Raw genomic sequence first — 10,734 nt, forward strand, 5'->3', positions numbered from 1 at the left:
ATACCCATCCTCTCCATTAGATAATAAGGTTCATATCGCCAAACTCATGCCATAAATAACCGCAGGCTATCGCTTGCTCATATGCTTGAAGCAAATGTTGTTCCCGAATAAAGGCCGAAAGCATGTCAAGGTGGCTTGCTTTTGGCTCATGAAAACCTGTAATGATACCATCGGCAATTTTTAAAGGAAAGTGTTGGTCAATATAGAGATTTGTCACCCCTGAAAGGGCACCGTTTCGGGCAGCGGTCTCGAGAGCTCTGACCACAGTCGTTCCAACTGCGATAACCCGATTACCAGAAGCTTTTGTTTGACGAATCTGCTCTATTGTTTGTTCAGAAATATGATATTCTTCCTCATTCTCCGCTGGTGTCTGATGCCAGCTGTCATCAAGGAGATAGCTTAATCCTGTATGCAACTGGATAAAATCAAGCTCGATGTTTTTTCGCTTTAATTGAAAAATCAGCTCCCAGCTGAATGCTCTTCCTGCCGAGGGCATCTCCACTGAGCCAGGATGACAAGCAAACACTGTTTGGTAGTAGTCCAGTTCCCAAGGATACTCAATATATTCGTAGCGGACCGGCTCTCCAAGAGCATAGATGATATTAAATAAGTCTGTTCCTTTCTTTGAAAACTGAATGATTTTTAACGGTGAGTGTGCTTTTTCACCTATTACCATTGCAGTTAATTCCGGTGAAAATTGAAGTGCATCGCCAATTTTTACGGTATTGGCAACAATAAGAGCTTCCCATGTATCACCGAATCTGCGCCTCGACAGCCGGATTTCTATATTAGGTGCAATTTGACCGGCACTTCTCAGCCACTTAGCATGTAATATAGCGGGAATGGTCCGACTGTTATTTAAAATAACCAGGTCTCCAGGCTTTAGGTAATCTGCCAGTCGAAAGAAATGGTCATGCTTAACCTCGCCTGTATAGCGGTTAAGTGCCATCATCCGGACATGATCTCTCCTTACTCCGCGTTTTTCAGGAGGATGGGAGGCATTTAATTCATTGGGAAGATAGAAATCCAACGCTTTTGCCGGCATTTACAATCCCTCCTCTGACTGTGCTTCAAACCGTTTGCCGGTAACACCTACTGACTTATCGGAAGCAAGGTATAAAAATATGTCCACGATATCCTCCGGTTTTGCAAGCGGGTAATCGCAATCTGGAACGGCCAACCGATGCATGTCGGTATCCATTTCTCCTGGATCTACCATGTTGACCCGGATATTTGTTTCGCTTAACTCATCTGCCCATGTTTGTGTCAGGCCTTCAACCGCAAATTTAGAAATTCCGTATGCTCCCCATCCGGCGTAGCCGACGTGGCCCGCTTCAGAGGTCACATTGATAATCGATCCGATATTTCGCTGGAGCATTCCAGGAATGGCTCTTCTTGTTACTGAAAAAGTAGACATCACATTACCCTGAAGTACCTCCGCAAAATCTTCTTCAGGGTAATCAAGCAATAATGGCATTGGACTTGGCCCCAACATGGAGGCATTATTAATCAAAACATCAATATGGCCAAAGGCTTTCTCGGCCATGGCAACAAACCGTTCCACATCGCGGGGGTTTGAGATATCTCCAGTAACAGCCAACACCTCAGCTCCAAACCTTTGAGCTTCCTCCTTTACTTTGAATAGAGCTTCTGCTGACCTTGCACAGATTGCAAGTTTTGCCCCTTTTGCGGCAAAAGCCAAAGCTAATGCTCTCCCCAATCCCTTTGATGCTCCAGTAATCATCACCACTTGATTTTCCATAACGGTTTCTCCCCTTTATTCTTGATGAGTTAAGCATAACTATTTCTAGAAAATCTTCCGTCAGAAAAAAGCTTGAACTTTTCTACGACTTTTGGCTGAAATCCGAAAGGGGGAACTGTAAGACATAATAAAACCCCCGCATTGGGGGGAGCTGTTTCATGTTAAATTTCTTAAGTATCGATTCCTCTCTTTTATAAACGAGAGCATAAAATCTTTTTCCCCATCGAAAATTTCCCTCTGTTCCTCATTTGTAAAGAGAAGATATGGACTGATAGATTCGGTTAGTGAAGTGATGATTGGTTCAAAATAGTCAGGAGTAAATAATGTATCAAGAAGTTCTTCCATCAAACCCCGGTACTGCTTACGAAAAGCAGGGCATTCCAACAGTTTCTTTGTTAAATGATTTTTACCATTGATGGATAGGAAATCAGGTTTAATAATGTCGGCATCCCAATCCCGGCCGAATGTCCCATCATAGTCCCAGGGGAGGATTTCAAATAATTGAGTTTCTGGGTTTCGGTATAAGGCATAGTTTTTTTTAAAACCATCATAGTTTTGGGTACAGACGGCGACAGCTAGCCAGCGGAGATACTTTTCGACATCGAGGTGCCTCGAAATTACTTCCTCAAATTTGTCATGGGGAGTGTTATTAATTATATTGATAAAATCAATTAATTTGATGTCATCAGAAGTTGTTCCAAATTTACGTTGGTATCCGAGAAGAAGCGACTCTTTCAATTCTTCAGATTTATAGCGGTAGAGTGAAAAATCGGCATCAGGCTTGACCGCATAATAAATGGAATCGACTTGAAGGCCTCTTTTTTTAAAAAATAAATCATCGACAGATTCCAAATGCAAGTAGACGCCCTCATATTGGCCATTCAGGTACAAACGAACATGCTGGGAACGGGGTGAAAGAACCCCAAAGACCTGGAACAAATCGAGGGAAAGCTTATTACGAATGGAGGAGGGGTCCTTGTATTCAGCGTTGAGATGCAACTCGCGGGCCCCATTAAGGAGTTGTGGACGCTGCAATTGAACGAAATAGGATCTTTTTGGGAGTTTTTTTGTATAGTTTCCTCTGAATTGGGTGGCAATTGAAAATTTCATATCCTCAATATATAAATTTCCGGGAACTGGATCATCGTAGGGTCTTAGAGGAAACGAAAGTTCCTGAAGATCCCAACGATGAAAGGATAACATGTACACTGGTAATTCCCGTTTTTGGTCCATTAGAAAGTTACTCCTTTCTACTGTATTTTGACTTCATTGGAAAAAGAGTTTTAACATCGTCAAATAATTCGCCGAAAAATACCAAGGAAAACCAAGGGGCAAAGTCCCTTGGTTTTCCATCGTTTTCATTAGATTAGCATCTAATGAAGATCGCTCTGTTGCCAACGCTTCCTATAAAGCGGAAGCCATTTTGGGATAAGCATCTTACGGCATCTGCCAAAGGAGTTGCATTTGCTCCAGTTGTAGTGATTGTACAACCTTGTAAAACGATATTATCAGGGGCAAAGTCAACGTCTTGAACACGTCCGTTTCCAGGATTCACATCAAGAACGGCTACATCGTTAGCACAATCAGCAGGGAAAGCTGGGTTTGTTGGGCTAGCAGTATTGCTTGGGCTGCTGTTAGAACCACTTGGGCTGTGGGGCATCTAAGAACCACCTCCTTTCGATGGCTTGTACTGTATTTTATAAATAAAGGGGTACTTTAGAGACGGCAATTGAACTAGTATAAACGTATAATTTTGTCCACAGGAACTTTTTTCATTAAAAAGGGCGAATAGCATTTTGGAAGAAGAGGTTTTGCCCATTTGTCCAGTTAGGATAAAAATTGGAAATGAAAACGGCTGGGACTTTTGCATTTCTTCGTAAGGAAGGATGAAGAATAGTCCTAAGAGGTGAAAAGAAGTGACTGTGATTACAACCTTTAAAGAAAAAAGACGTGAAAAACAGATTAAATACGAACGGTCCGTGCTTCGGGACCTATCCATTAATACATTAAAAGAGAGAGTGCGGCAATATTTTGGATCGACCAAGATTGCCTCAAGCCTGATTATGAATTCTGGGGTGGAAGAGGCCTGTTATGATGTTGCACTTGAAGCTTTTCTATTAGGAGCTAAATTTAGCAAATTTGGCTACCATGGGGAAAGTATGGAACAGGTAAGAATGCGCTGCTTTAATGAAGAAAAGCATTTAATTGATACGTTATTTAATTTCCTTCTTTATTGGGGAAATGGCGAAGAGGGCGTCATGAGTGAATCGCTCTATTATCACTGTGAACAATATGTCCATATCTGGTGGAGAGAGGGCTATGAAAAGGGGCAAAGACGCCATAAGCTTCGGCTTCATTAATTCAATGCCTTCATTCCTGTTCTAAAGTCCCGCCTTGTCCCATATAAATTATTGAACAAGGGACGAGCGGGAAGGAATGATTTGGTTGGTAACAAAAAGAATAAAAATCATTTTTTTTTCAGTTGGCTTATTAGCACTATTTTTAATTTTACAGTATGATTTTGCCGAGGACGATTCCTGGAAGGAATGGAGTCTTCCGCTTTCCGGAAAAATTATTCTGCTGGATGCGGGCCATGGCGGCCCGGATGGCGGGGCAGGTACGGGCGAGACGCTTGAAAAAGATATTGCTCTTAACATCACTTTAAAGGTCAGAGATTATCTGCAGCAGCAGGGTGCACTTGTTGTGATGACAAGAGAAACCGATACCGATTTGGCAGATGCTGATACTAGGGGCTACAGCAGGAGAAAAGTGGAGGATCTGAAAAACAGATTAAAGATGATTAATGAAGAGGATAATGACTTCTTTGTAAGCATTCACTTAAATGCCATACCTTCGTCAAGATGGAGCGGCGCCCAAACCTTTTACGCCCCTCATTTTAAGGAAAATGCCAGGGCGGCCAAATTTATTCAAGAGGAGCTCAGGGAAAACTTAGAAAATACTAATCGAAAAGCCAAGCCAATAGGCGGCGTTTATATTTTAAAACATTCAAAAAAACCGGGTGTTCTGGTCGAGGTTGGTTTCCTCTCCAACCCTGCTGAAAAGGCAAGATTAAAGCGGGAGGACTATCAAGAGAAGGTTGCAGCCTCTATATATAAAGGGATCATAAGATATTTCACGAATGAAAAGGAATTAAAAGAAACAGATTAGGGGAAGGCGGGAATGAACACCTTCTCTTTTTATTTGAGGTTATTCCTATGGCGGTGGTTTTAATGTGTGATTCAATTAACTGTATATTGCCATAGTTATGATATACTGTTAGATGGAAACGAATTCAATTGGTGAGGTGTTTTTCAATGTTAACTGAAGCAAGAATCCGTGAGGTTGTTGGCAGCCTCAAAGAGCCATTTTTACATAAAACTTTAGCAGAATTAAATGCTATAGAAGAGATAAAAATTAAAGAAGAAAAAAGCCATGTCAGTGTCAAGGTAGCGATTGCTAGAACAGGGACAAGTGAGCAGCTGCAGCTACAAACGCAAATTGTGAACCTGTTGAAGGAGGCAGGTGCCGCAACAGTAGGAATCCGCTTCAACCAGCTGCCTGATGAAGTGCTTGCTGCCCATCGTCAGGCAGAACCAGAAAAGGAAAAGAATCTCCTTAATTCCCAGTCCACTACCTTTATCGCAATTGCCAGTGGAAAAGGCGGAGTAGGAAAATCGACGGTATCTGTTAACCTCGCTGTTGCTCTGGCGCGCTTAGGTAAAAAGGTCGGGCTTATCGATGCCGACATTTACGGTTTCAGCGTACCGGATATGATGGGCATTACGAATCGGCCGGTTGTCCGAGGCGAAAAGATTATTCCTGTTGAGCGTTTTGGTGTTCAAGTAATTTCAATGGGATTTTTCGTGGAGGATAATTCACCAATTATCTGGCGCGGTCCAATGCTCGGAAAAATGCTGAATAGCTTTTTCAATGAGGTAGAGTGGGGCGACATTGATTATTTACTTCTAGACTTACCACCAGGAACAGGCGACGTTGCCTTAGATGTTCATAGCATGCTGCCGGCATGTAAAGAAATTATCGTTACCACCCCGCATCCAACCGCAGCCTTTGTAGCTGCCCGCGCAGGTGCGATGGCGATGAAAACCGATCATGAAGTGCTCGGGGTTATTGAGAACATGGCCTATTTTGAAAGCAAGCTGACTGGTGAAAAGGAATATGTGTTTGGTCGCGGCGGCGGAGATAAGTTGGCCGACGAGCTAAATACAGAAGTGCTTGGACGCCTGCCACTTAACCAGCCTGACTGGAACGATGAAGACTTTGCGCCGTCCATCTATCAGGAAGACCATCAGTTAGGAAAAATTTATTTAGAAATTGCCGAAAAAGTCGCGGACCGGCTTGGAAAGTAATATTTTAAATATGGGCTCTTGCTATGGAAAAAAGGCCTGCAGTCAAAAATAAAACCTCTTCCGGCTGGAAGAGGTTTTATTTTTTAACACAATTATGAACCTTGATCACCGCTTTTGCTGTCTTTTGTGGTTGCTTTTGTATTTGCCTGCTCGGCAGCTTTTAAAAGCAATTCCTGAATTTTTGCTTTATAAAGCGGGCTGTCAATAGTCTCAGTTATTACATTTTGAAGCTGTTCACGATACTCCTTGGTTTTCAGGGCATCGGCCATTTGCTTTTGAATTTCCGGTTCCTTGAACACTTCGATCATCATGGCTCTATATTCAGGGTCATTCATTAAATCCTTAAGTAATTTTTCATTTTCTGCCCGCATGTTCTTGGCAACGCCTTGAGCAAATTTCGCGTCGCTGAAGGTTTTTTTCCAAAACTCTGTTGCTTTATCAGAGGTCAATGTTTGTTCAATCGTCTGAGCCACGACATTTTGGTCCATCACCAGTTTTTCCTTCATTTTGTCATCGGACATGACATCTTGGATAGCTTTCTTTCCATCATCCGTCTTTAAAATATCCACGACCATTTTTTTGGTCTGATCATAATCAGGCTGCAACCCGGCGCTAAGATCGTTGTTACCGGAACAGCTAGTTAAAAAAACAAAAACAGGCAGGAGGAGCACAGTAAATTTTGCTCTCATTTTGAAGCTCCTTTCACATAAGAATCCTTAATTTTATAATGAAGAAAATGTCGAAAGATTATACGCGGTTCACTCATTTTATGGATTTTTCAAATTTTGCTTGGTACAATCAGAATGTATTATTTTTTATGGGGGTTTATAGTGTGACAAGCCGTAACTGGGTAAGACTGTTTATGACCACATTATTAGTCGGCGGAATCACGACGGCTGTTGTGGGTTTTATTGTTCGCTGGAATGAATTTGAGTCATATTTTATTGATTTTCAAATAATCGACATCGTTTCCACAGCGGTATGGCTGCTTTTCATGGGCTTTTTATTCAGCTTGATCAGCCAAATGGGCTTTTTTGCCTATTTAACGGTCCATCGCTTCGGATTAGGTATATTTAAATCCGTCGCCCTTTGGAATGGGGTTCAGGTCATTCTGCTTCTGTTTGCCCTGTTTGATTTAGTTTATTTTCGCTATGTCAATTTTGCAAAAGAGGGAGATTCGCTGCTTCCTTATGTAGGGTTGGCGGTCTTTGTATTAGCTGTCGGATTGATTGCTGCCTGGTATAAAATGAAACAAACCAACCGGGAGGCGTTTGTTCCTGCTCTTTTCTTTATGGTTGTTGTTACTCTGGTGGAGTGGATGCCAGCTCTTCAGGAAAATGAAAAAAGCTGGGTCTATTTAATGGTGGCAGCGTTACTTGCCTGCAACGCCTACCAGCTGCTGGTTCTTCATAAATTAAATGCCAAGTCAGTAAAGGAACGTGAGCAACGCATAAGCCAATCAACCAATAATCGTGGAAAAAATAAAGTAGGTAAAAAATTAACAAAAAAACCGTCCGTTTAATATTTCGGACGGTTTTTTTGGTTATTTTATTTCTTTAGATTGGACTTCTCCGTTTGCAATCATTTCGGATACGGTTACGAATTCTAGGCCTTTATTCCTAAGATCCTGCAGGATTAGCGGTAAAGCCTCTGCTGTTTGTTTGGCAGAATCGGAGGCATGCAGAAGAATAATATCACCTTTTTCTGCATTCTTCACATTTTCTACAATCTTTGCAACACCTGGATTTTGCCAGTCCTTTGAATCCAAACGCCAATGTACGACTGTATAGCCGTAACGCTTCGCAATCGATAATGTGCGTTTATCAAAATGTCCTGTTGGAGCCCTTAGAAGTTTAATCCCCTTTACATTTAACTTTTTAAAAACCTCCTGGGCCTTTAAAATGTCTTTGCTGATTTTTCCATCCTCTTCGTCCCGATAGTCTACATAATTATAACCAAGCAGGCCGATTTCATAGCCGTCCTTGACAATTCGGCTGACAAGATCCGGATGTCGTTCCGCCCAGGAACCGGATAAAAAGAATGTGGCAGACTTCACATTTTCCTTTTTCAACGTATCCAAAATAGGCTCTGCTTTAACGTCGCCCCAGCCAATATTAAATGTCAGGGCCACATCCTTTTCACCTCGGAAAACGGCTTTTGGACCATCCTTGGTTGAAAATACAGGGATTTGCGTCAGGTTCTCCATATAGAGAAACCAAGCTGTAAAGAAAGCGGCAACCATAATTAACACAACACTTTTTAACGCTTTACCATTAACAATAAAAAAGAAATTCATCGCTTCCACCTCGTCCACTGCCATCCTTGTCTCAAACATATGATGAGATTTTTAAAAATATGATGAAAGATTTTTATTATAAAAGTAAACAAAATGGAAAAGACTACTATAACATACCATTTATTGGAGGTTATCTATGTACGGGCTTTTAATCAACGAGAAGGAAGTAAAAGAAATAGAATACTTAATAAAGAGAGAAATGGATGAAATTCTTTTTGACTTAAGGGATGAACGTATTGATCATATTGTGAAAAGAGCAATGGAGGAAAGATACAAAATCCTTTTTGATTTATTTAGAAGAGTTGCTTCACCAAATGAGTGTTTTAAATACATGCGCAGAGGTAAGAAAGAACAAAAAAAGGGATAAACTTTGTTTTTTTGAAAAGACTGTTGACATTCGATTATTATCTTGTTATATTAATAAACGTCGCTGCTGACACAAAAACAACTTAAAAAAAGTTGTTGACTTTTAAGTAAGCAGATGATATATTAATAAAGTCGCTCTTGAGTGACGGAGTAAGTTGGTTCTTTGAAAACTAAACAAACAAAAACGTCAACAAAAAATAATATTCGTTTCATTTGAAACGAAGCCAACGTAACATTTTTGAGCTAATCAACTCAACTTTATTGGAGAGTTTGATCCTGGCTCAGGACGAACGCTGGCGGCGTGCCTAATACATGCAAGTCGAGCGAATCACTGGGAGCTTGCTCCCGGTGGTTAGCGGCGGACGGGTGAGTAACACGTGGGCAACCTGCCTGTAAGACTGGGATAACTTCGGGAAACCGGAGCTAATACCGGATAACTTCTTCCCTCGCATGAGGGAAGGTTGAAAGTCGGTTTCGGCTGACACTTACAGATGGGCCCGCGGCGCATTAGCTAGTTGGTGAGGTAACGGCTCACCAAGGCGACGATGCGTAGCCGACCTGAGAGGGTGATCGGCCACACTGGGACTGAGACACGGCCCAGACTCCTACGGGAGGCAGCAGTAGGGAATCTTCCACAATGGACGAAAGTCTGATGGAGCAACGCCGCGTGAGCGATGAAGGCCTTCGGGTCGTAAAGCTCTGTTGTCAGGGAAGAACAAGTATCGGAGTAACTGCCGGTACCTTGACGGTACCTGACCAGAAAGCCACGGCTAACTACGTGCCAGCAGCCGCGGTAATACGTAGGTGGCAAGCGTTGTCCGGAATTATTGGGCGTAAAGCGCGCGCAGGCGGTCCTTTAAGTCTGATGTGAAAGCCCACGGCTCAACCGTGGAGGGTCATTGGAAACTGGGGGACTTGAGTGCAGAAGAGGAAAGCGGAATTCCACGTGTAGCGGTGAAATGCGTAGAGATGTGGAGGAACACCAGTGGCGAAGGCGGCTTTCTGGTCTGTAACTGACGCTGAGGCGCGAAAGCGTGGGGAGCAAACAGGATTAGATACCCTGGTAGTCCACGCCGTAAACGATGAGTGCTAAGTGTTAGAGGGTTTCCGCCCTTTAGTGCTGCAGCTAACGCATTAAGCACTCCGCCTGGGGAGTACGGCCGCAAGGCTGAAACTCAAAGGAATTGACGGGGGCCCGCACAAGCGGTGGAGCATGTGGTTTAATTCGAAGCAACGCGAAGAACCTTACCAGGTCTTGACATCCTCTGACACTCCTAGAGATAGGAATTTCCCCTTCGGGGGACAGAGTGACAGGTGGTGCATGGTTGTCGTCAGCTCGTGTCGTGAGATGTTGGGTTAAGTCCCGCAACGAGCGCAACCCTTGATCTTAGTTGCCAGCATTTAGTTGGGCACTCTAAGGTGACTGCCGGTGACAAACCGGAGGAAGGTGGGGATGACGTCAAATCATCATGCCCCTTATGACCTGGGCTACACACGTGCTACAATGGATGGTACAAAGGGTAGCGAAGCCGCGAGGTGAAGCCAATCCCATAAAACCATTCTCAGTTCGGATTGCAGGCTGCAACTCGCCTGCATGAAGCCGGAATCGCTAGTAATCGCGGATCAGCATGCCGCGGTGAATACGTTCCCGGGCCTTGTACACACCGCCCGTCACACCACGAGAGTTTGTAACACCCGAAGTCGGTGGGGTAACCGTAAGGAGCCAGCCGCCTAAGGTGGGACAGATGATTGGGGTGAAGTCGTAACAAGGTAGCCGTATCGGAAGGTGCGGCTGGATCACCTCCTTTCTAAGGATAATGCAGTCCTTTTGGACTGATAAGAAGTTGACTGTTTTCTGTTTGTTTAGTTTTGAGGGAATTATCTCTCAAAACCTTATTTTTTTGCTCCTGCGCCGCAGTAACTCGAGGAAGTGAATCCTCAGC

11 protein-coding genes and 1 rRNA gene are annotated in these 10,734 nt (G+C 43.2%); 6 read left to right on the forward strand and 6 right to left on the reverse strand.

Annotated elements, in window-relative coordinates; translation table 11 throughout:
* Window positions 1-16 precede the first annotated feature (16 nt).
* The 4 genes from ACZ5B7_RS00875 to ACZ5B7_RS00890 form a co-directional block, all read right to left on the reverse strand.
* Window positions 17-1,045 carry an S-adenosylmethionine:tRNA ribosyltransferase-isomerase gene (locus ACZ5B7_RS00875; protein WP_464492270.1) on the reverse strand — a complete coding sequence of 343 codons (1,029 nt, stop codon included), beginning with the start codon at window positions 1,043-1,045 and terminating at the stop codon, window positions 17-19.
* Window positions 1,046-1,762, reverse strand: coding sequence for an SDR family NAD(P)-dependent oxidoreductase (locus tag ACZ5B7_RS00880; RefSeq protein WP_464492271.1), 717 nt, complete (start codon window positions 1,760-1,762; stop codon window positions 1,046-1,048).
* A gap of 156 nt (window positions 1,763-1,918) precedes the next feature.
* Window positions 1,919-2,995 (reverse strand): CotH kinase family protein, encoded by a 1,077-nt coding sequence (locus ACZ5B7_RS00885; RefSeq protein WP_464492272.1) that lies wholly within the window; start codon window positions 2,993-2,995, stop codon window positions 1,919-1,921.
* A gap of 133 nt (window positions 2,996-3,128) precedes the next feature.
* The gene (locus ACZ5B7_RS00890; protein ID WP_464492273.1) at window positions 3,129-3,422 is read right to left on the reverse strand and encodes a hypothetical protein; all 294 of its coding nucleotides are present in this window, start codon (window positions 3,420-3,422) and stop codon (window positions 3,129-3,131) included.
* A 256-nt stretch (window positions 3,423-3,678) separates the two neighbouring features.
* On the opposite strand from ACZ5B7_RS00890, the gene ACZ5B7_RS00895 reads away from it, so the two are divergent.
* The 3 genes from ACZ5B7_RS00895 (at window position 3,679) to ACZ5B7_RS00905 (ending at window position 6,129) form a co-directional block, all read left to right on the forward strand.
* Window positions 3,679-4,122: a YbaK family protein gene (locus tag ACZ5B7_RS00895; protein ID WP_464492274.1), complete on the forward strand. Its 444-nt coding sequence runs from the start codon at window positions 3,679-3,681 to the stop codon at window positions 4,120-4,122.
* A 76-nt stretch (window positions 4,123-4,198) separates the two neighbouring features.
* On the forward strand, window positions 4,199-4,930 hold the full coding sequence (gene cwlD, locus ACZ5B7_RS00900; RefSeq protein WP_378588623.1) for an N-acetylmuramoyl-L-alanine amidase CwlD: 732 nt from the start codon (window positions 4,199-4,201) through the stop codon (window positions 4,928-4,930).
* Between the two features lie 146 nt (window positions 4,931-5,076).
* Entirely contained in the window at window positions 5,077-6,129 is a 1,053-nt protein-coding gene (locus tag ACZ5B7_RS00905) for an Mrp/NBP35 family ATP-binding protein (protein WP_464492275.1), read from the forward strand.
* Window positions 6,130-6,221: 92 nt separating this feature from the next.
* Here ACZ5B7_RS00905 and gerD read toward each other — a convergent pair whose 3' ends face one another.
* Entirely contained in the window at window positions 6,222-6,818 is a 597-nt protein-coding gene (gene gerD, locus ACZ5B7_RS00910; protein ID WP_464492276.1) for a spore germination lipoprotein GerD, read from the reverse strand.
* Window positions 6,819-6,961: 143 nt separating this feature from the next.
* Here gerD and ACZ5B7_RS00915 point away from each other — a divergent pair, with 143 nt between their 5' ends.
* Entirely contained in the window at window positions 6,962-7,651 is a 690-nt protein-coding gene (locus ACZ5B7_RS00915; protein WP_464492277.1) for a KinB-signaling pathway activation protein, read from the forward strand.
* A gap of 21 nt (window positions 7,652-7,672) precedes the next feature.
* Here ACZ5B7_RS00915 and pdaB read toward each other — a convergent pair whose 3' ends face one another.
* Window positions 7,673-8,425 carry a polysaccharide deacetylase family sporulation protein PdaB gene (gene pdaB / locus ACZ5B7_RS00920; RefSeq protein WP_464492278.1) on the reverse strand — a complete coding sequence of 251 codons (753 nt, stop codon included), beginning with the start codon at window positions 8,423-8,425 and terminating at the stop codon, window positions 7,673-7,675.
* 136 nt (window positions 8,426-8,561) lie between these two features.
* Here pdaB and ACZ5B7_RS00925 point away from each other — a divergent pair, with 136 nt between their 5' ends.
* Together ACZ5B7_RS00925 and ACZ5B7_RS00930 are read left to right on the forward strand one after the other, a co-directional pair.
* Window positions 8,562-8,792 carry a hypothetical protein gene (locus ACZ5B7_RS00925; protein ID WP_213148243.1) on the forward strand — a complete coding sequence of 77 codons (231 nt, stop codon included), beginning with the start codon at window positions 8,562-8,564 and terminating at the stop codon, window positions 8,790-8,792.
* Between the two features lie 257 nt (window positions 8,793-9,049).
* A 16S ribosomal RNA gene (locus ACZ5B7_RS00930) occupies window positions 9,050-10,599 on the forward strand.
* Window positions 10,600-10,734: the final 135 nt, after the last annotated feature.

The sequence above is a fragment of the Neobacillus sp. S1115 genome, from assembly GCF_055385565.1.

What these genes read in the sequence shown, in the direction of transcription:
- ACZ5B7_RS00875 (WP_464492270.1), bottom strand. Translation starts at nt 1,045, where the DNA reads ATGCCGGCAAAAGCGTTGGATTTCTATCTTCCCAATGAATTAAATGCC.
- ACZ5B7_RS00880 (WP_464492271.1), bottom strand. Translation starts at nt 1,762, where the DNA reads ATGGAAAATCAAGTGGTGATGATTACTGGAGCATCAAAGGGATTGGGG.
- ACZ5B7_RS00885 (WP_464492272.1), bottom strand. Translation starts at nt 2,995, where the DNA reads ATGGACCAAAAACGGGAATTACCAGTGTACATGTTATCCTTTCATCGT.
- ACZ5B7_RS00890 (WP_464492273.1), bottom strand. Translation starts at nt 3,422, where the DNA reads ATGCCCCACAGCCCAAGTGGTTCTAACAGCAGCCCAAGCAATACTGCT.
- cwlD (WP_378588623.1), top strand. Translation starts at nt 4,199, where the DNA reads ATGATTTGGTTGGTAACAAAAAGAATAAAAATCATTTTTTTTTCAGTT.
- ACZ5B7_RS00905 (WP_464492275.1), top strand. Translation starts at nt 5,077, where the DNA reads ATGTTAACTGAAGCAAGAATCCGTGAGGTTGTTGGCAGCCTCAAAGAG.
- gerD (WP_464492276.1), bottom strand. Translation starts at nt 6,818, where the DNA reads ATGAGAGCAAAATTTACTGTGCTCCTCCTGCCTGTTTTTGTTTTTTTA.
- pdaB (WP_464492278.1), bottom strand. Translation starts at nt 8,425, where the DNA reads ATGAATTTCTTTTTTATTGTTAATGGTAAAGCGTTAAAAAGTGTTGTG.
- ACZ5B7_RS00925 (WP_213148243.1), top strand. Translation starts at nt 8,562, where the DNA reads ATGTACGGGCTTTTAATCAACGAGAAGGAAGTAAAAGAAATAGAATAC.